At 58.5% G+C, this 20,005-nt stretch carries 13 protein-coding genes; 5 read left to right on the top strand and 8 right to left on the bottom strand.

All coding sequences use genetic code 11. The features are described from left to right. Positions 1-12: 12 nt before the first annotated feature. Positions 13-921, bottom strand: coding sequence for an AraC family transcriptional regulator (locus J7447_RS04830; protein WP_209168957.1), 909 nt, complete (start codon positions 919-921; stop codon positions 13-15). Between J7447_RS04830 and J7447_RS04825 the strand changes: the two genes are divergently transcribed. From J7447_RS04825 to J7447_RS04815, 3 genes are all read left to right on the top strand, one after another. Continuing rightward, complete coding sequence (locus J7447_RS04825; RefSeq protein ID WP_168693346.1) at positions 920-1,327, top strand: DUF2000 family protein; 408 nt, start codon at positions 920-922, stop codon at positions 1,325-1,327. The two genes, J7447_RS04830 and J7447_RS04825, sit on opposite strands and share 2 nt — an antisense overlap. A 128-nt stretch (positions 1,328-1,455) precedes the next feature. Continuing rightward, entirely contained in the window at positions 1,456-2,619 is a 1,164-nt protein-coding gene (locus tag J7447_RS04820; RefSeq protein ID WP_286188931.1) for an iron-containing alcohol dehydrogenase, read from the top strand. Continuing rightward, positions 2,616-3,074: a thioesterase family protein gene (locus J7447_RS04815; RefSeq protein ID WP_051990088.1), complete on the top strand. Its 459-nt coding sequence runs from the start codon at positions 2,616-2,618 to the stop codon at positions 3,072-3,074. The genes J7447_RS04820 and J7447_RS04815 overlap by 4 nt, the downstream gene beginning before the upstream one ends. A gap of 187 nt (positions 3,075-3,261) precedes the next feature. Here the strand turns inward: J7447_RS04815 and smpB are convergent, their stop codons facing one another. Both smpB and dapA read right to left on the bottom strand, forming a co-directional pair. After that, complete coding sequence (gene smpB, locus J7447_RS04810; RefSeq protein WP_023003773.1) at positions 3,262-3,741, bottom strand: SsrA-binding protein SmpB; 480 nt, start codon at positions 3,739-3,741, stop codon at positions 3,262-3,264. Positions 3,742-3,845: 104 nt separating this feature from the next. Next, positions 3,846-4,724, bottom strand: coding sequence for a 4-hydroxy-tetrahydrodipicolinate synthase (gene dapA / locus J7447_RS04805; protein WP_023003772.1), 879 nt, complete (start codon positions 4,722-4,724; stop codon positions 3,846-3,848). A gap of 279 nt (positions 4,725-5,003) precedes the next feature. Between dapA and J7447_RS04800 the strand changes: the two genes are divergently transcribed. Next, complete coding sequence (locus tag J7447_RS04800; RefSeq protein WP_209168956.1) at positions 5,004-5,933, top strand: alpha/beta hydrolase; 930 nt, start codon at positions 5,004-5,006, stop codon at positions 5,931-5,933. A gap of 231 nt (positions 5,934-6,164) precedes the next feature. Here J7447_RS04800 and J7447_RS04795 read toward each other — a convergent pair whose 3' ends face one another. The 5 genes from J7447_RS04795 to parA form a co-directional block, all read right to left on the bottom strand. After that, positions 6,165-7,325: a porin gene (locus J7447_RS04795; RefSeq protein ID WP_077290281.1), complete on the bottom strand. Its 1,161-nt coding sequence runs from the start codon at positions 7,323-7,325 to the stop codon at positions 6,165-6,167. A 438-nt stretch (positions 7,326-7,763) separates the two neighbouring features. After that, a complete protein-coding gene (locus tag J7447_RS04790) occupies positions 7,764-8,924 on the bottom strand; it encodes a porin (RefSeq protein WP_077290281.1) in 1,161 nt (386 codons plus the stop codon). Between the two features lie 813 nt (positions 8,925-9,737). Continuing rightward, positions 9,738-11,837, bottom strand: coding sequence for a penicillin-binding protein 1C (gene pbpC, locus J7447_RS04785; protein WP_209168955.1), 2,100 nt, complete (start codon positions 11,835-11,837; stop codon positions 9,738-9,740). 42 nt (positions 11,838-11,879) lie between these two features. Further along, positions 11,880-17,423, bottom strand: coding sequence for an alpha-2-macroglobulin family protein (locus J7447_RS04780; RefSeq protein WP_209168954.1), 5,544 nt, complete (start codon positions 17,421-17,423; stop codon positions 11,880-11,882). 137 nt (positions 17,424-17,560) lie between these two features. Then, entirely contained in the window at positions 17,561-18,202 is a 642-nt protein-coding gene (gene parA, locus J7447_RS04775; protein WP_023000188.1) for a ParA family partition ATPase, read from the bottom strand. Positions 18,203-18,388: 186 nt separating this feature from the next. On the opposite strand from parA, the gene J7447_RS04770 reads away from it, so the two are divergent. Beyond that, positions 18,389-19,993, top strand: coding sequence for a tetratricopeptide repeat-containing diguanylate cyclase (locus J7447_RS04770; protein ID WP_209168953.1), 1,605 nt, complete (start codon positions 18,389-18,391; stop codon positions 19,991-19,993). Positions 19,994-20,005 lie beyond the last annotated feature (12 nt).

The raw sequence follows: 20,005 nt of genomic DNA, 5'->3' as shown, positions 1-20,005 counted from the left end.
TTTACGATCGGGCTAAACCATGCTGGCGGCGCAAAGCTGCCGCCAGTGACCGGGTGTCATCCCGAATGTTCGCTTGAAGTGACGTGTCAGATGACTTTGATCCGCAAAGCCGCTGGCAAAGGCCGCGTCGGCAAGTGACGCTCCCTGATGCAGCTCGGTCTTGGCCTTCTCAAGACGCCGCATGACGAGATACCGGTGCGGGCTCGTTCCAAAGACCTTTCGAAACTGCCGCGACAGGGAAAACCTGTCCATCTGCGCCAGGTCCTCCAGTTCCTCCATGGCTATACGGTCTGCACAGCCTTCTCTCAGGTACTCGGCGCAGGCCTTAAGGGACGGCCAGTTCAATGAGGAGACACCTGCCATGCGGTCATCGGCATGACGAGCCAGGCAAGCTGCCAGGTCCGCAATCAGGCAGTCGCGCCGGAAAGGACCCATTTCGTGATCGATATCGGTCAGGGCGTCCGCCAGATCTTTCCTGAAGCCTGCGTCGGAGATGACGGGTGAGCCGATAAACGGCAGGCGCGCGTTGCCCGAGACAGCCAGGGTTTCACAAATCAGCTCCGGCGGAATGTAAATCATGCGATAGCGGAGCCCGCGTTCAGTCCCTGCACCACCATCATGCAGCTCGTCCGGATGAATGACGATCACCTGCCCTGGCACCGAAGCACGTCTCTCACCGCGATAACTGAAAGTCTGTACGCCACTCATGGTCAAACCGATGGCGTAGGTGTCGTGCCGGTGAGGTGTAAAGCCGTTGCCGTGAAACCGGGCATCAATGCGCTCGATCCCCTCTTCCGGTGGCGCTACCTGGATCCTGTCCGCTTTCACTTCGCACAAACGTTCAAGACCACTCGGCTTCGGCTCCGCTAGGTCCTTGCTTTCGCCTTCAAGATGAAATCCCCGCGTGGAGTTGAAAGTCATGTTCGAAACCAAGTTCGTCGTTGTTGTCCGAGAAGATCTCGCTGTCTGGCAGAAGCTGAATGTGACTGCTTTCCTGTCAACCGGCGTTGCCGCTGCAAAGCCCGGCATAATCGGCGAACCCTATAGCGATGCGGCGACCAATGTCTATCACCCGATGAGTGTCCAGCCGATCATCGTCCTGAGTGCCGACGCGGAAACACTCGGCAAGATCCACAGGCGGACGCTGGACCGTTCAGTTCCGGCAAGTCTTTACATCGAGGAAATGTTCTCCACGGGCCATGACAGTGCGAACCGGGAAGTCTTTTCGCGCTTTGGCCCGGACGATGCGAAAGTGGTCGGCATTGCCTTTCATGCGGACAAGAAGGTCGCAGACAAAATTTCCAAGGGCGCGAAGATGCACGCCTGAACACCTCCAGACTTTACTGGCCTCGAAAATTACCCCCCTCCCGCCTTCTTCAAAAGTCGGATCAATCTTCACTCGACTGCGCATGTCTTTTCCGGGCACTGTGGGGCAAAGAAAACCCGGGAGGACTTATGATAGGGGCGTTCACGTTCAATACCAGTCAGCGCATCGTCTTCGAAAATGGAGCTGCTGCGAACCTGGCAAGCCACGCGGCTTCCTTTCTGGGGCCGCGCCCCTTTCTGGTAACGGATCCCGGCATTGTTTCCCTCGGCCTGCAGGCGTCCTGCGAGACATCCCTGGTCGGAGCGGGGCATGACATCGCCCGGTTCAGTGACGTCGTCGCCGATCCGCCGCGGTCCCTGGTCGATGCCGCCGTGGAAGCGGCCCGCTCGCACGGCGCAACGTCGATCATCGGGTACGGCGGAGGTTCCTCCCTGGATGTCGCAAAGCTTGTCGCGCTGCTGCTGGGCAGCAACGAGGATCTGGACGAAGCCTGGGGCATCGGAAACGCCAAGGGGCCACGGCTGCCGCTCATCCTCGTTCCGACCACAGCAGGAACCGGCTCCGAGGTCACTCCGATCTCGATCATTACAGTGGGGGATGAGGAAAAGCGCGGCGTCGTTTCTCCCTTCCTTCTTCCCGATCTTGCGATCCTCGACCCGCTGCTCACACTTGGCCTGCCAGGCCCGGTCACTGCGGCAACTGGGATAGATGCCATGGTCCACGCGATCGAGGGATACGCCTCGAAATCCGTGAACAACAACCCCGTCTCCCGAACGCTTGCCGTTGAAGCCTTGAAACTGCTTGGCGCCAACATTGAAAAGGCCGTGTTCACACCGGACGACAGGGACGCACGTGGCGCGATGTTGCTCGGCTCCATGCTTGCCGGCATGGCTTTTGCCAATTCACCGGTGGCCGCGGTTCATGCGCTTGCCTATCCCATCGGCGGCACGTTTCACGTCCCTCACGGGCTATCCAACGCGCTGGTTCTGCCACATGTCCTGAAGTTCAATAACGCTGTTGCTTCAGAAACTTATGCCGAGATTGCGCCAATTGTTTTCCCTGGACTTGCCGAGGTAAACGATGCCAGGGCGCGCTCTGACCTGTTTGCAGATAACCTGGCAGACCTGGCTGCAAAACTGGACCTTCAAACACGCCTGCGCGATGTCGGAATCAGCGAGACTGATCTGCCCAAAATGGCGAGCGACGCCATGAAGCAAACCCGCCTGCTGGTCAACAACCCGCGGGAACTTGGCGAAACGGACGCGCTTGAAATCTACAGGGCGGCGCTATGAACATCACAGCTCATCCACAAGCGGCGAGGCCGGAACCTTTAAACAGGTCCGAATTCAAAGCTTTTCAACATATCCCCACAAGGTGGATGGATGTGGACATCTACGGGCACGTCAACAACGTTCAGTATTTGAGCTTTTTCGATACGGCTGTTAACAGCTGGTACGTTGATAAGAAACTGCTCGACCCGTTAAAGAGCCCCGAGATCTTTCTGGTGGTGGAAACCGGCTGCCATTACTTCGCCGAACTAACCTTTCCCGCCATCATATCCGCAGGACTGAAGGTTGAAAAACTTGGCTCAACTTCTGTAATTTTCAGGGTTGGATTGTTTGCCGGCGAAAGCGAGACGACAGCAGCTCACGGCCGCTTTGTCCATGTCCACGTGGCCCGTGAAACTCGCAGACCCTGCCCTATTCCAGACTGGAAACGGGAAATCCTGGAAGGTTTGACGGCTTAGATACCGGACAAGTCCGTCGAGACGGTTACGCTGTGAATGATCACAGGCAATCCACGGGAAAAGTCCGGGATCGGCGTTTCCACTACCCACAGGCACTGCACAGCTCTTCCACACGTTATGCGCAAGCTTTCAACAGGTTACGCACAGTCATGGAATTGTCACGCAGCGCCGCTGTGGATAGCGAAAATCAGCTGAAGTTCTTCATCAAGCGGGACTTTTCGCGCTGCCAATCGCGTTTCTTCTCAGTCTCGCGCTTGTCATGCAGCTTTTTACCCCGGGCAAGGGCCAATTCCAGCTTTGCCCGGCCCTGCTCATTGAAATAGAGCTTGAGTGGGACAATCGTCTTGCCGTCCTTCTGGACGGCACCAGCCAACTTGCCGATCTCGCGCTTGTGCAGCAGCAGTTTGCGCGGACGGCGCGGTTCGTGATTGAACCGATTGGCCTGCAGGTATTCCGGAATATAGACGTTGTAGATCCAGATCTCGCCCTTATGTTCGGCGGCGTAGGATTCTGCAATATTCGCCTTGCCGTTGCGCAGGGATTTGACCTCCGTGCCTTTCAGCTCGATGCCTGCTTCCAGCGTATCTTCGATTTCGAAATTGAACCGGGCTTTCCGGTTGTCGGAAATGATTGTCCGCCCCGGATCGCCCCCTTTTCTCGGAGCCATTTTTTTCCTTCCGGCGCCAGCGCCTTGAAGTTCGGTTCGTCTCGAAAAGGCAAACAATCGAGACGAACGTCAGTTCCCGGCAGCCAGTGCCATTCCTTTTCCGGTCAGTTGATCAGCCCTGCGTGTGCCATTGCAGCGCGAATCTCGGCTTGTGCTGCTTCCGTCACCGGCAGAAGAGGCAGCCGCAGCTCTTCGTCCACCTTGCCAAGCAGGGAAAGCGCATATTTTGCGCCACCCGGGCTCGGTTCCAGGAACATTGCCCGGTGTAGCGGCGCAAGGCGGTCCTGGTATTCCAGCGCCTTCTTGTAGTCACCGGCAAGCGTGGCAGCCTGGAATTCGGCACACAGGCGCGGTGCAACGTTTGCGGTCACCGAAATGCAACCGACACCACCATGAGCATTGAAGGCAAGTGCGGAAATATCTTCACCGGAAAGCTGGACGAAATCCGGACCACACAGATGGCGCTGACGGCTGGCCTTTGCCATGTCAGCTGTTGCATCCTTGACGCCCTTGATGTTCTCGCAGGTTTCAAACAGCTCTGCCATCGTTTCCGGCAGCATGTCGACAATCGAGCGGCCTGGAATGTTGTAGATGAAGATCGGGATGCCGACGGCATCGTTGACGGCCTTGAAATGGGCCTTCATGCCAGCCTGGTTCGGCTTGTTGTAGTAAGGCGTCACGACCAGCAGCGCATTGGCGCCGGCCTTTTCGGCGTGTTGCGCGAAGTCGATTGCTTCGATCGTATTGTTGGAACCTGCGCCCGCCATGACGGGAACGCGGCCCGCGGCCGCTTCTACACACAGTTCGACAACGCGCTTGTGTTCATCATGGGTCAGCGTCGGGCTTTCGCCGGTCGTGCCCACTGGCACGAGACCGGAGGAACCTTCAGCGATCTGCCAGTCCACGAACTCCTGAAACCGTTTCTCATCGAGCGCTCCGTCCTTAAACGGGGTAATCAGCGCTGGAATTGAACCTTTAAACATCTCGGTTTCCTCTTGGATGACTGTCGTGGTTCCGACGGGCGGAAGGGCATCTGTTTCAGATGGAGGCGCAACATACTCATCTGCCGAACAAGGAGCAATGGTTCCAATGCTATAGAACTGCTGCTTTTCGACTTTTCTTGCCTTAACTGCGCTCTTCCAGCGACACCTGACCTCATCTTTTCAATGCCTGATACGAAGTCTTCCTATTGGCACCCGCCCGCAATCCACTCTATCTTTGAAAAAAACAACTTTTGGATGGAAACGTTACGGGAGACACCCATGACTTCTGCGCCGCAAGAAGCGCTTGTCAGCTCCAGCACCGCCCCGATGCCCCCAGTAGTAGACTTTACCTGGAAAAGCCCGGATGGCCTTACTTTGTCAGGCTGCGAGTGGCCGTCTGCCAAACCGGCATCAGACGAGGCAGCGTCCCAAATTCCCGTTCTCTGCCTGCCGGGACTTTCCAGAAATACGCGAGATTTCAATGAGATCGCGCGTTTCCTTCAAACTTGCGGCCACAGGGTCATCGCCCTCGACTATAGGGGACGAGGCAAGAGCGACTGGGATCCCGATTGGCGCAATTACGCCTTGACCGTTGAAGACAAGGACATCGATGCTGCCATTGCAGAACTTGGACTGGACCGTTTTGCCGTTCTTGGAACTTCACGGGGTGGCTTGCATGCCCTGGCAATGGGCTTGCGTTATCCCGCATCCCGAATGGCGGCCGTTATCTTCAATGACATTGGTCCGCATATCGAGATGCGCGCGATCCACCGGATCGCCGCAACACTCGGCCACCACATGAAATGCGCCTCCCATGAAGACGTCGCAGCCAACCTGGAACACACGCTCGGATATCAATTCCCTGCCTTCGGAAAGGCTGACTGGCTCAAGCTGGCCGGCCAGCTTGCGAGCGAGCAGGACGGACATGTGATGATGGACTACGACCCCGCCCTCGCCCATCAATTGGCAAGTCTCGATGATGCCACGCCCACACCCGACCTCTGGCCTCTTTACGAAAAGCTGACCGACAGACCGGTTCTGGTGCTTCGCGGAGAACATTCGGATCTGCTGAGCCCGGAAACATGTCGGCGGATGACGGACAACCACCCGAACGCCACAGCAAAAACCATTCCCGGCCAAGGACATGCCCCTGTTCTGTGGGATGGCGAGACGCACAAGACGATTTCGGATTTTCTGAAAAGCGTTTGAATCTGGCGGCCACCTGGCCTTGTTCCGCTTAGCATTTCTGAGCTTCTGAGCTTCTGAGCTTCTGAGCTTCTGAGCTTCTGAGCTTCTGAGCTTCTGAGCTTCTGAGCTTCTGAGCTTCTGAGCTGCAGCGACACTCTGTGCGTCGCATTTTACAGTACTTTTTATCCGACAAGACAAAAGAAAACCCGGCGTTTCCGCCGGGTTTCCCATCAAACCTCGAGTGAGGGTTGATTAGAAAGTGCGCTGCATACGAACACCGAAGAGGAGTTCGTCAACGTCAGATGCGTTGTCCGGGTCGGTGTTGGCGTAACCAACGTCAGCACCCATTACGAAGCCAGAGACCGGCTCCCACTGTACGGAACCGTCGATTGCCCAACGGGACAGGTCGGTTGCGCCGTTCGGCTGATCGATGTCCATGTAGGAACCGTCGAGAGCAAGACCGATCGTGGAAGTTGCCTGGATGTAAGCACCAGCCGACAGGGAGTAGCCGGTGGAGGTGCCGCTGGTCGGGCCGTAATCGGAGACTGCTACGCCGCCAACGGTGCTGCCTGCGCCGATGTAGGACAGAGCGCCGTCTGCGTAGAAGCCCTGGAAGAAGATGTTGGAGCCCGGGGAAGCCATCGGGATGTTGACAGCAACACCACCGCCGATTGCCCAACCGAAGGAATCGTCAGCACCGTTGTTGGTTGCGCCGGTCTGGTGTGCGTTTGCACGATCCGGGTAAACCTGGTGCAGAGCACCGGACAGCTGTGCAGAACCCCAGCCCTGGGAAACGCCGAGAGCAGCGACCAGGTCCGGTGCACGAGTGCCGCCGTAGGTGCCAACTTCACGATGCGAACGATCTTCCAGAGCGATCGTAGCGGAGAAGCCGTTGCCGAAAGCTGCGGTGTAAGCGATCTGGTTGACCGTCTGGTCGGACCAGTTACGGCTAACAACACCCATGAAGGTCTGACCGGTGAAGATGTCGAAGTTCGAGGTCAGAAGACCTGCGGTCAGGCCGCCCCACTGGATGTAGGCGTTATCGAGGCTGGCAGAGTTAACTGCGTTCGTAACGGTCGAGTACATGGAGACGTATGCACGCAGGGTACCGAATTCGGTTGCAGTGCGAGCGTCCAGGTACAGGTAGCCGCGAGACAGCCAGGAGTAGCCGTCAGAATCACGGTTGCCCCAAGCGCCGTTGTCCAGCGTGTTGTTGACGATCACCTGGGTACGAACACGGCCGCCAACGCGGAGGCAGGTTTCGGTGCCCGGGATGTAGTAGAAGCGTGCGCCGTAAGCGTCACAGACGCGAACGTAATCAACCGGCTCCGGAGCAACCGGAAGATCGGCTGCCTGTGCGGTGGTGGCAGCAGCAGCAGCTGCAGCGCCGAGCATCAAGCTCTTGAGTTTCATATCTGACCTCCAATCAGTCATTTCAATTGGCACCAAAGAAAAGCGCCATTGTCCCCGCGAATTGTTTCTGAGTTTGCCACCGACCGGAGGTTGGACGTCCGAGGCAGACAAATCAGTGCGGCTCGAAGCCGCTCGCAAGGATGACCATACGCATCCAATTTCCCGGTTCAATACAGAATACGGTTTGCACCTACCGCAGCGGCTGTTTTCAAAAACCGGTGTTGCGCGAATGTCACAAAATCAGATCGGAAATTTAGAAACTGTTAGGAAACTCGGCAAAATCGCCGGTTTGACCGGCACTTGACCGGGAGGCTAGAGGCCTCGCCCCATGCGGATTCTCGGAGAATCAAAATGGGGACGGCCCGGCAGATTGAAGCCTGCCGGGCCGCGTGACTGACTGGAGTTCAGAGGATCACAGCCAGAAATCTAATCAGATGATTAGAAAGTGCGCTGCATACGAACACCGAAGAGGAGTTCGTCAACGTCAGATGCGTTGTCCGGGTCGGTGTTGGCGTAACCAACGTCAGCACCCATTACGAAGCCAGAGACCGGCTCCCACTGTACGGAACCGTCGATTGCCCAACGGGACAGGTCGGTTGCGCCGTTCGGCTGATCGATGTCCATGTAGGAACCGTCGAGAGCAAGACCGATCGTGGAAGTTGCCTGGATGTAAGCACCAGCCGACAGGGAGTAGCCGGTGGAGGTGCCGCTGGTCGGGCCGTAATCGGAGACTGCTACGCCGCCAACGGTGCTGCCTGCGCCGATGTAGGACAGAGCGCCGTCTGCGTAGAAGCCCTGGAAGAAGATGTTGGAGCCCGGGGAAGCCATCGGGATGTTGACAGCAACACCACCGCCGATTGCCCAACCGAAGGAATCGTCAGCACCGTTGTTGGTTGCGCCGGTCTGGTGTGCGTTTGCACGATCCGGGTAAACCTGGTGCAGAGCACCGGACAGCTGTGCAGAACCCCAGCCCTGGGAAACGCCGAGAGCAGCGACCAGGTCCGGTGCACGAGTGCCGCCGTAGGTGCCAACTTCACGATGCGAACGATCTTCCAGAGCGATCGTAGCGGAGAAGCCGTTGCCGAAAGCTGCGGTGTAAGCGATCTGGTTGACCGTCTGGTCGGACCAGTTACGGCTAACAACACCCATGAAGGTCTGACCGGTGAAGATGTCGAAGTTCGAGGTCAGAAGACCTGCGGTCAGGCCGCCCCACTGGATGTAGGCGTTATCGAGGCTGGCAGAGTTAACTGCGTTCGTAACGGTCGAGTACATGGAGACGTATGCACGCAGGGTACCGAATTCGGTTGCAGTGCGAGCGTCCAGGTACAGGTAGCCGCGAGACAGCCAGGAGTAGCCGTCAGAATCACGGTTGCCCCAAGCGCCGTTGTCCAGCGTGTTGTTGACGATCACCTGGGTACGAACACGGCCGCCAACGCGGAGGCAGGTTTCGGTGCCCGGGATGTAGTAGAAGCGTGCGCCGTAAGCGTCACAGACGCGAACGTAATCAACCGGCTCCGGAGCAACCGGAAGATCGGCTGCCTGTGCGGTGGTGGCAGCAGCAGCAGCTGCAGCGCCGAGCATCAAGCTCTTGAGTTTCATATCTGACCTCCAAAAGTCAATTTTCATTGGAACCGAACCTGACCCTCAAGGACCTGGCGGGCTCCATCCCCGCGATTTCGTACAAAAACAATTCAGTCGAAAAAGTCCGAACTATTTTTTCTGGCGATTACTCGCCGTCGCAGGGCTTAAGAACCAAACTCGAGTTGGTACAGCAAGTCCAAACTGCTGAGTGGCAGCACTGTCAGGCAGCTGTGTGTTTTTTCTGCAACATGCTGTTTTGCAACCAGTTTTCCATTACCCAAGGGAACCATCAAACAAAAATTCGCGGAAAATCCCGGGAAAATCACTATTTCGCGATGAGACACCCCAACCCCACCCCTCCGAAACACAACACAGAAAAACAAAGAACTTCTATCTAAAAAGATAATGCTCAATCAAAAAATAGATCATACTTCTAAAATAGAATATACATGTCCTTCTTATTTAAGATATTTTCTTAATTTATACTTTATTAACACCTGAAAACAAGTTCAATGGAGAATTTCAACACCCTTCCCTTAAGGAAAATACGACACCACTCAGACGAGTGGAGAAAATCCGCTAAAACCTCGCCAAGGTAGGTGTTTCTTGTCTTCCACATACTTTGTCGCGGGATTCGATGCTGAAAGATTCGCCCCACGGCGATGAAAACCGCATGTTTTTCGGAAGATTCGCTCATGCCATGCGAACTCTCGCAAAACAAGCGGATGCGCAGGCGGGGCGTGTCGATCCGCATCTTTGATGCAGACCGGTCCGCAGGCCTTTATGTGATGCCGACAATGAAAGGGTTCGATTTGGCGCGCTGTTGTGCGATTAGCGCAAGAGAACCGTTATTCCTGCACTGTTGCCGTTGGCATCGAGCACCGTCACATCCGCAAAACCAGGCGTGTCCGGCTGCCAGACAAGTTGCCTTTCCCGCTGCCTTGTATGGAGGGGGCGTCCGTTGACAAGGAAGGAGAACGGCCCTGCACCGCCCTTGAACTTGACGACCAGCGGCTGCGCAGACTGTTCCAACGAACTGTCCCGTGCAAACCCAAGATCCAGCTCGGCTCCGTCCGGCGGATAGGATATCTGCAAGGTGTCACCCGTGCGAACCGTGCCGCGGTTTTGTGGCAAGCGGGCAAAGCGAAGCGGTTCGGGAACCTGTTGCCCGGCGACACTCATGGCTTCCGCCGGACCGTCCGGAAGCGGAACCCTGTCGGGTCCCAGGATCTGAAATGCCTCGAAGAGAATAGGTACGGCGACCGAAGCTCCCGTCGCCCCGGGCACTGGCGTGCCATCCGGGCGCCCCGACCAGATCGCCACCACATGACGACCGTCATAACCGACAGCCCAGGCATCACGATAACCGTAGGCTGTGCCCGTCTTGTAGGCGACGTGGTGTGTTTCTGCACTCTGCGGCTGCGGCAATCCGGAAAGAATATCGCCCACCATCCAGGAGGCCTTTTCCGAAAGGACGCGGGCTGAAGACACCGGCGTCGTACCCTCTTCGCAGTCTTTGCGGCACACGGACAGGGCTACCGGCTCGCCACCTCGAGCCATTGCGGCGTAGGCCTGGGTCAGGTCCCGCAAGGTCATGCCGAGACCGCCAAGGCTGATAGCAAGCCCCGGTGCGATGCCTTTCTCCATGACGGGATTGGCACCGGCACGTTTCAGCCGGGCAATCAGCCGTGCCGGCCCGACCGCTTCCAGCAACTTCACGGCTGGTGTATTGAGCGACAACTGAAGGGCTTCGCGCAAGGTGACCGTGCCCTGGTAGGACTGGTCAAAGTTCGTCGGCTGGTAGCCACCAATGTTGGTCGCCCGGTCTTCAATGAAACTTTCCGGCAGACCGACACCTTCTTCAAAGGCAAGACCATAGATGAACGGCTTCAGCGTTGATCCGGGCGAACGTGTGGCGCGGGTCATGTCGACATGCCCCTGGCGGCGCGTGTCCAGAAGGTTCGGCGCGCCAACGCTTGCCAGAATTTCTCCGCTCTGGTGATCGGCGACCAGAATGGCCAGGGAAACTGGCGATGGCATCGTCTCGCTCTTCCGTCTCGCCAGGGATTCGATCGCACGCTGAAGCTCAAGGTCGATCGTCAACCGGTGGACAGGCAAGAGAGGCGCATCGGCACGCGCCTGCCGGCTTTCGTGCGGCGCCAGGAATGGCATTGCATAACGTATCGTCCGGACCGGTTCATTCGCTGCCGAAGCCGCATCCTCTTTGCCGAGGACACCAGCCACTGCTGCCCGGCGCAAGACACGGTTGCGGGCCTTGCGCGCCTGCTCTGGAAAACGGTCCGGCCGCCGCGCCTCCGGGCTTTGCGGCAATGCCACCAGCAGCGCAGCTTCCGCCGGCGTGAGACGCCCAGGTTCCTTGCCGAACCAGGTAAGGCTTGCCGCCCGAACCCCCTCCAGGTTGCCGCCAAACGGCGCCCTGAGAGCATAAAGCCGCAGGATATCTTCTTTCGAAAACTCCGCTTCCAGCTGAACGGCCCTGAGAAGCTGCTCGTATTTACGCTCAAGCGACTTCGTCGGCTGCTCTTCCAGCAAACGCGCAACCTGCATGGTCAGCGTCGAACCGCCGGAAACTATGCGGCCGTTCCTGAGACTTTGCAGGGCAGAGCGAGCAAGCGCCAGCGCGTCAAACCCGCCGTGTTCGTAAAACCGCTTGTCTTCGAACGCCAGCAACATCCGGAAATAAAGCGGATCTATTTCTGGTAGTTCCACCGGCAAGCGCCATTTGTCGTCCTGGCTGGTGAAAGCCCGCAGAAGGCGGTCATTCCGGTCCAGAACGACAACCGACAGAGGCAGGTCGCCGACACGGGGCGGCGCGGACAGCGACGCATAGTCGTGCCCGACCTTTGTAATCAGGCAGACAGACAGTGCGGCGGCACCAAGACCGGCGGCAGCGAACCACCGCCGGATCATGAGCCAATTCCGCCGCGCCAACGTTTTCATCGTACGGCCGCCTTACCGCGTTGGGCCGAGAACAACCAACCTGCCGGTTGCCGTGATGGCGCGGCGGTCCGGACGGTACATATCCTCTACCGACGCCGGCGGGTGCGAATAGTCGCCCGGGGTTGCAGCCCGCGCAAGATAGGCAAAGGTCAGTTCCTTGCTGCTCCAACGGGTCTGGTCCACGGCCACTTCGAAACGGTCCCTGTAGAATGCCGAATGTTCCGGCTGATCAACCGTATCGAGGAACGACAGGCCACCGATATCGCCGGAACGCACAAGCCGCGGATTGTCGATCACCAGGCCGGCAGGCAGGCGGTCAACGACCATCAACCGGCCTGGATGATCCGTCAGGGCCCGTACGGTGACGACAACCGCAAGCCGGGTGTTGACCGGAACGGCGGCCGGATCGATCGGATTTCCGTCAAGGTCGTAGACCGTGCGTTCAACCGCATAGTCCTTGCCACCTGCGGGCTCGGGCACCAGCGGCTGGCCGGCCACGGAGACTAGAAGCTCCGTTCCAGCGTCACCGTTGTTCTTCACCTCGACCGGGAAGTCGGCAACCTCGCGGCCAGCCAGCGACCAGGCGAGCCGTCCGGGCGTTACTTCACCACGAACGGAGATCCGGGCGTCTTGCGCGGATTCGTTGAGCGCATTCGCTGCCAGGAGCATCCAGGCCATATCTTGTGTCGACCGGTATGGCTTGTTGGCCTGGGCCGTTTTCAGGAAGTCGATGGCTTCCGTCTTCAGACTGTCTTCCATTGACGCCGAAACGACATAGTCCGTCACGCCCGCGCTGTCGCGCAGGACGGAGCCGTAGTCGTCGCGATAGTACTTCGGAGCCTCCTTCGGCAGAGCGGCAAGAGCCGCCCGGAAACCGGTGGCCGCCCGGTCACGCTCGCCATAAAGGGCAAGCCCGGCAGCAACCTGTGCCTTGGCAAGCGGTGTTGCGAAGTTCTGCAGCTTGGCATCCAGGTAGTAGCGAAGATCGCCCATGGAGGCGCGGCCGTTGCGGGCCAGCACGTAGAGCGCATAGGCGATGTCTTCGCCGCCATCCTGGAAGTCGGAGGAATAGGCCAACCTGTTTTCCAGATTGTCCAGTGCCGAAGTGAACGCAAGATCAGGCACCAGATATCCCTTTTCGCGTGCACGGGTCAGGAAGTCGGTAACATAGGCATCCAACCAGGTATCACCGCCGCCGTAGCTGTTCCAGAGACCGAAATCGCCGGAAGAGGACTGGTTCGACAGGATCTTGGCAATGGCCTTGACCACCCGTTCCCGAATGGCACTATCGCCGCCAAGCCCCGCAGCCTCGGCAACTTCGCTGAGATAAAGCAGCGGCAAGGCACGACTGGTCGTCTGCTCGGTGCAGCCATAAGGATAGCGGTCAAGTGCCGCCAGCAGGCCGGCGACATCGATGCTTGCAGCACCACCGGCAGACAAGGTGATGTCAACCGTATCCGCCCGCAGGCCGTCGAAGGTGTCCGCATCCAGCGAGAGGCTGTCTCCGGATGCCAGTGAGAAGCTGGACTGACGGACAACTTCAGGCTGGGTATCTTCAACCTCGAGGCTGAAACGCTTGACGAAAACTTCGCCCTGCGGCCCGGTCAGCGACGCCACGACTTCCGACTTCGTCAGTATGTCTTCTGCCGAAACCGAGAGCAGCACCAGGGCTTTCTTGCCGTTTTCCAGATCCAGCGTACGCGACTGATCCGTGCTGCCGCCTTCCAGCCGAAGGCCGTCAGCGACCGAGACTTCGAGTGCATAAGAGCCGGAAGGGCCATCGACGTTGTCGATTTCCAGGGAAATTCGCGACTGGTCTCCCGGTGCAAGGAAGGCGGGTGCGCTTGCCGTCATCACGACTGGTGAACGCACTTCCACTTCCTGGTCGGCATGACCGACGCCATCTTTTGTCCAGGCAACCGCCATCAGTTTGACGGCGCCGTTGAAGGCCGGGATATCGAAGGAGACGGTTGCTTCGCCAGTATCGCCCACGGTTACAAGTCCCGAGAACAGGGCAAGCGGTTCTTCATCCGGCGGAGGTGCATCGAGCCGCATGCCTGCGGCATCTCCTCCGGAACGGACGCGCCCGCGGGTTCCAGCCATCCGGTCAATCAACTGGCCATAAAGATCACGGAAGTCGGTGCCGAGACGCCGCTGGCCGAAGTACCATTTCTCCGGATCCGGTGTCTTGAAGCCGGTCAGGTTCAAAATGCCGACGTCAACCGCGGCAATCGTCAGATACGCCTGGTCTCCTGCTTTCAGGTTCGCGAGTTTCACCGGAACGTCCAGTGTCGTCTCGGGCAGGATCCGGTCAGGCGCAGACAACTGCACGTCAAGCGCCCGGTCACCCGGGTCGACCTGCAGCCAGGACAGACCGACTGCCCGTGACGGCATTCGCTTCTGGTCCAGGTCCATCGGCCGGTAGAGGCTGGCCGTGATATAGGCCCCTGCCCCCCAATCGTCGCTGACAGGAATCTCGACCTCGGTTTCCTCGGCAGTCACTTCAACGGTCTTGCTGGCCAGCAATCCGCCGGAAACAACATTGACCACGGCAATACCGGCCATCTGCGGCTTGAGGCGCAGCTTGGCGGTGTCGCCGGGCCGGTAGCTGGTCTTGTCGAGGCCAACGTCCAGATAATCAGGCGTATCTGAGGACGCATCGGCAGAATACCAGCCGGCATTGAAGGTGACGCGCGTCGAGGTCTGCAGCGTTCCGCTGCCTTCAACGTCGAGACGGTACTCACCCCATTCGACCGGAAGGGATAGCTGTGCCGGCTGTCCAGCAGTCACCTGCACAGTGCCGGTGGCAACACGGCGGGTGGTGGTGATCGGCTCATAGGACCAATTGCCGTCATAGCGGTACCATTGATACCGACGATCGACCTTGGACAGGGTCCAGCCGATGTCCGCTCCGTCGACTTCCTTGCCGTCTTCATCGATGACGATTACGGAGAAATCGGCAGGACCGCCTTCATCGACACCGCCGTCGAAGGCGGGTTTCACGCCAATGCGTGGTCCGTCAATGGCAACAGGCAGGTCCATGTCCCGTTCAACGTAGCGGCCACCCGCTTCCACCAGGCGTGCGATCAGCTCGCCGGTATAAAGCATGGTGGTCTCGGGAAGTTCGGGCATGAAGACGTCGAAGGTAAGCTTCCCATCTTCATCGGTCTTCAGGCCCGACGACAGGGAGCCACGCTGTGTATAGGCATCCGCATCGGCAATGCCGAACTGATAGCCCGGGTGGGCTTCAAGCGTGCGGATGGGCCGCACGATGACATCACCTTCCAGCGTCTGGCCGCTGGCCGGAGAGCCGTAGAGATACTTGGCGTCCAGCGATACCGCTGTCGGTCCGGTACGGTTGAAGGCCTTTGCATCTGTTTCAAGTTCGAAATCGACTCGCTCGGGCTGATAATCTTCCACCAGGAAGGTCTGCTCGGTGAGAGCCCTGCCCTTCGGATCGGCGAAAACCTGCCAGGACCAGATACCCTGCTGAGCCGACGCTGCCAGCGTCACATCCTGAAGGTGGCCACCGAGCCCGCCGTCGTTCACGGTAAAGCGGGCGTGCTCCACACCGTCAGGCCGATTGAAGATGAAGGTGAGTGGAAAGTCTTCCTGAGCGGTTGCACTTGCATTGCGCAGCAGAGCCTGCGCGTGAACGGTTTCGCCGGCCTTGTAGATACCGCGATCCGTCCAGGCAAAAACGTCTAGCGGCCCCGGCGCTGCACGTCCTTCGACACCCCGGTCGGACAGATCGAACGCCGGTTTGCGCAGGTCGAGGAAGGAATAGTCGCCCTCGGACGTTTCGACCACGAGAATACCGGGGGCCTGACCACCTCTGCCGCGGGTAAGGCCGACGGCAAATTCCGCAAAACCTTCCGCGTTGCTGACAGCTTCACCGAGAATGTCGTTGTTGACGGCCAACAGGCGTACGGTCACGCCCTCCAATGCCTCAGCGCTTGTGAGAGAGCGGATATTGGCGGCAATGCCGTTATCGCCTGATAGGGCCGTCAGGCCCAGATCGGACACAAGGAACCATTGCGTTGCCAGCGTGCCCCAGCGGTTCTTCTGATCGAGCTTTGACCGCGCAGTCATGGCATAGACGCCCGGTTTCAGCTCGATGCCGGTTTCCGAAATCGGTATGGCGGTCGTGATGTCCTGGTTCAGGTCGTTACCGGTCTCGACAATTCCGGACCAGACCTTCTGACCCAGTTCGTCCTCGATCTGGTCTGCCCGCCAGCTGTCGAGCTGCCGCAGGAAGCGGTTGTCACGCAGAATATCGGCGATGGAGCGGTTGCCGATGCGGTAGATCGAGGTCTCGACTTCAGAGGTGTTCACGGAAACGATCGGAATGGTGGGGTCGCCACCAGCTGGAAGAACGTAGGAACGGCTCAAAAAGCTGACGGAGGGAGACCGGTCTTTCACATAGACAGTCAGGTCCGCGGTCTTTTCCAGCTTCTCGCCATCGGCTGCCGGCAAGCCGCTGCGTGCGGTGATCTGATAGCGGCCGCCATGCTTGAGACCATCCGCACAGATTTGGCTGCCTTCCGCCTCGATCGCGAAAGTACCCTCGCCGCTTACGCTGACATAAGGGCTCATGTCTTCGCCAAGCGGCAGTTTTTGCGAGAAGACCAGGCAAATCCGAGGCGACGCGCTGTCGGAATCGACTTCGTGATCAACGATCCGGAAGCCGTGCTCGGCAACCAGATCCGCGTATTGCCGACGGACGCTGGAATTTTCCTCGACCGCCAACGATGCCCGCAAGGCCTTGATCGCGGTCTTGTATTCGCTGCTGCGGGTCATCGCGCGGCCCACAAGTTCAAGTGCCAAGGCGCGCTCAGGTGCGCTGACCGACCGCAGATAGGCATTGATCGAGGCTGATATCGCGTTCTTGCGCTTGGTTTCCCTGTCCTGCCAGTTGTCTGGATCCTGCAGCAGCAGGGCGGTGGTGAGCTGGGTCCAGGCATCAAATTCACCCGGTTCCAGCTTGATCAGCTGCAGGAAGTCGGCTTCTGCCAGTGCGCCGTTACGCTCGCCGAGTGCGTCCTGACCGTTCCGTCGCAGCTGATCCGCAGTCTGCCCGTTCGGGCGCACCGAATTTGCAATGCTGAGGGAATAGGTCTGTGCGCTTTCCAGCTGGGATTTGGGAATAAAAACCAGCTCTGCCTTTCGGTCTGCGCTCTGGTCGGCGCGTGGCGCCTTGACTTCAACGACCCGTCCGGCGATCGCACCGGCAAAACTCTGCAGTTCGCCATAGTCGGTCTTCAGAAAACACCAGCCTGCAGAGGTGTTGAAGGTGAAGGCGCGGCACTGATTGTCGCTGAGGCAGACGGATTTGCACCCGTCCAGATCCACGTCTTTCACGGTGCGATAGTCACCACCGAAGAAATCCGCATCATCGATGGTGACAATACGCCGGTCCTGCGCGCCTGCTGCGGTGGCCAAGACACCGGCGAAACCGGCGCTCGCTACAAGAAGCAGCGCGCTTTTGGCAACCTTCTTGAAACGATGCTTGAAATTGAGGGAAAGCTTTTGGGAAACAAACGAAAAAACGAACATGGCCAATCCTCCGGGGCCTATAATTTCCCCTATCAAGTCACTGGATCGTGACAAGGACAAGGCAAAATAGTTTTTAGAGTGAACTCTCCTGACACAAGGGCGTGGTCGCGCAAATGCAGACGAGATGGTCCGAGAGTTCAGCCAATCCTGCTGACCAGTTCCTCGATCAGCAGCGCAACTTCCTGGGCCGCCTTGCTGGATGGTGCGTCCTCGGTCACGGCGCGGCCTCTGCCCATTGCAGAGGCAAAGACGGTCCGGTTGCCCAGGCGGGCATTGAGCGCGTCATATCCCGAAGCGGCGATGGCGTCCGCCATCTCGCCTGTCAGGGACGCGCGGGGCGGCACGCGGTTGAGCACCAGAAGTGCGGGGGTATCTTCACGCGCAGCCATCTCGATCGTCTGCGAGGTTGCCCAGAGATCGACCGGCGTCGGCTGGATCGGAACGATCACGAAGTCAGCGGCGTCGATTGCCGGCTTGGCATCACTGTCGGTCTTGGGCGGTGTATCGATGACAACGTACCCATGGGACTTTGCGAGCGAACGCGCCTCACGCCTTGCGCCCCAGCCTGACGCGGTGCGGAATTCAAGACCGGTATTGTCTTCGCCAAAGTTGTCTTCGCGTGCCTCGAACCAGGTCCCCAAAGAGCCTTGCGGATCCACGTCGAGGATTGCCACCGGTTCGCCGGACTTTTTGGCAAGCGCAACGGCAAGATGGGCCGCAAGGGTTGTCTTCCCCGACCCGCCTTTTTGCTGTGCAACCGTCAGAATCCGCCCGGACATGCCTAAACCTCCAGAATTTCGCCAATATATTGCGCTGATGTTTTTCGCAACGCAACAAATCTATGTCTTATCCAAATGAATTTACGTTGCGTTTCCGGAATTATGGCTATGATCACCAGTGGTATTTTTTAAAAACTGCCGTCAAGGGAGGCGCACCTGAAGGAACTGCAAGAGCGAAGCTGGGCCTTGCGATGGCGCAATCCGGCGTTCTGCAAACGCCTTTTGTATGACGCGCTGAAACGGCAGCCGGAACCGGATCCCGGCAACCGTCCCCTTCAGTTCAATCTTGCATGGCTGGAGCGTTGGTCCGGTCATTTCGATGCGGCGGCAAAACTTGCAGACAAAGCTTTCTCGATGATGGATCCCAGGCAGGATCCGGAAGGCTGGTCCGAGCTTCTGGTCATCAAGTCGGTTTGCGTCTACAGCCTCGGTGAACTCAGCCAGGCCGATGCCATTCTGGGAGAAAGCCTGGAGATCCTCGGGGCGGCAACTCACGGACGCGCCGGTATCGAGCCGCTGACCGTGCTCGCCAACATGTGCGCCTATTATCATGACTACGAAAAGGCTCAGTCCAAGCTTCAGGAAGCCATGGACATCGCCGATCGGCTGGGCCTTGTTTACGAGCGTTCGCACATCCTGCAAACCCTATCGCGCACTGAATTGCGATGCGGTAGCCCCGACGCAGCCGTCGAAGCGGCAAAGGCGTGCCTGGAAGATGCCCTGGAGCATCGCAACGCCGTGAACCTGCCTTACGCCTATGAAGTGCTGGGAGCGGCGCTGGTGGAAACCGGCGCATTGAAGGAGGCGCGCGCCTGCGCCGCCAAGGGCCTGGCAGCGGCACAGTTCAGCCAGGATCATCGGGTCGCCTGCCACCTTTACTACGTGCTCGGATTGAGCCTTTTCGAAGAGAAACGCTATGACGAAGCGCGTGCCGAACTGGAAAACGGTCTGCTGAACGCTGCCGGTGCCGACTATCACCACTGGACGCGAAACTTCTACCTCAAGCTCTCCCAGACCCACGAAGCCCTGGAAGAACACCGCAGTGCACTCGACTATCTGAAGGCCTATGTGAAACTTCAGAAGAAGATGTTCACCGAGGAAACGGAACGCCAGAGCAACGATTTCCGGAACCGTCTGGAATTCCGGCTTGCACACAGCAAGGCCGATTACGAGAGGGAATTGCGCACCAGAACCGAAACCTTGAACACGGAATTGCAGGAGGCGAACACGAGCCTTCTTGAACTCAACGCCCAGATCGAATTCAACGCACTGCACGACGCGCTGACAGGTGTCGGCAATCGGCGCATGATGTCGAAATTCTTCGAAACGACCCGGCTCAGCGTGGGCCCCGGCGTCAAGGTTGCCGCCATTCTGATCGATCTGGACCGGTTCAAGACCGTCAACGATCACCATGGCCATTCGGTCGGTGATCAGGTCATCAAGGCAGTGGCGGAACGGTTGTCGGATTTGCTGCAACAAGATGAGACGATCATCCGGATGGGCGGCGACGAATTCCTGATCCTGTCGACACGGCGCACTGACGCGGACAGTCTATCCGCCCTGGCAGACAGGATCGTTTACGACATCAACCTGCCGATCCCGATCAAAGGGGCGGTGGACAGGACAGTCGGCGCAAGTGTCGGGGTCTCGGTTCAGGCGAACGGCCCGGACCTCGAATATGAGCTTCTCAGGACCGCGGACGAGGCCATGTATCAAGCCAAGAAAACGGGCCGAAACAGAAGCTGCCTCCATTCCAGTGTGCCGCTTTCCATTCCCCAGAACGCTTCCTGAGCGGCACCTGTC

Origin of the sequence: Labrenzia sp. R5_0 (genome assembly GCF_017743835.1) — a bacterium.
Classification (GTDB): Bacteria; Pseudomonadota; Alphaproteobacteria; order Rhizobiales; family Stappiaceae; genus Roseibium; species Roseibium algicola.
Note: the sequence above shows the minus strand (reverse complement) of the source record. Positions and strands in the feature narration are given on the sequence as shown.

What these genes read in the sequence shown, in the direction of transcription:
- parA (WP_023000188.1), bottom strand. Translation starts at nt 18,202, where the DNA reads ATGTCCGGGCGGATTCTGACGGTTGCACAGCAAAAAGGCGGGTCGGGG.
- dapA (WP_023003772.1), bottom strand. Translation starts at nt 4,724, where the DNA reads ATGTTTAAAGGTTCAATTCCAGCGCTGATTACCCCGTTTAAGGACGGA.
- J7447_RS04780 (WP_209168954.1), bottom strand. Translation starts at nt 17,423, where the DNA reads ATGTTCGTTTTTTCGTTTGTTTCCCAAAAGCTTTCCCTCAATTTCAAG.
- J7447_RS04800 (WP_209168956.1), top strand. Translation starts at nt 5,004, where the DNA reads ATGACTTCTGCGCCGCAAGAAGCGCTTGTCAGCTCCAGCACCGCCCCG.
- J7447_RS04790 (WP_077290281.1), bottom strand. Translation starts at nt 8,924, where the DNA reads ATGAAACTCAAGAGCTTGATGCTCGGCGCTGCAGCTGCTGCTGCTGCC.
- J7447_RS04825 (WP_168693346.1), top strand. Translation starts at nt 920, where the DNA reads ATGTTCGAAACCAAGTTCGTCGTTGTTGTCCGAGAAGATCTCGCTGTC.
- pbpC (WP_209168955.1), bottom strand. Translation starts at nt 11,837, where the DNA reads ATGATCCGGCGGTGGTTCGCTGCCGCCGGTCTTGGTGCCGCCGCACTG.
- J7447_RS04795 (WP_077290281.1), bottom strand. Translation starts at nt 7,325, where the DNA reads ATGAAACTCAAGAGCTTGATGCTCGGCGCTGCAGCTGCTGCTGCTGCC.
- J7447_RS04820 (WP_286188931.1), top strand. Translation starts at nt 1,456, where the DNA reads ATGATAGGGGCGTTCACGTTCAATACCAGTCAGCGCATCGTCTTCGAA.
- J7447_RS04815 (WP_051990088.1), top strand. Translation starts at nt 2,616, where the DNA reads ATGAACATCACAGCTCATCCACAAGCGGCGAGGCCGGAACCTTTAAAC.
- smpB (WP_023003773.1), bottom strand. Translation starts at nt 3,741, where the DNA reads ATGGCTCCGAGAAAAGGGGGCGATCCGGGGCGGACAATCATTTCCGAC.
- J7447_RS04830 (WP_209168957.1), bottom strand. Translation starts at nt 921, where the DNA reads ATGACTTTCAACTCCACGCGGGGATTTCATCTTGAAGGCGAAAGCAAG.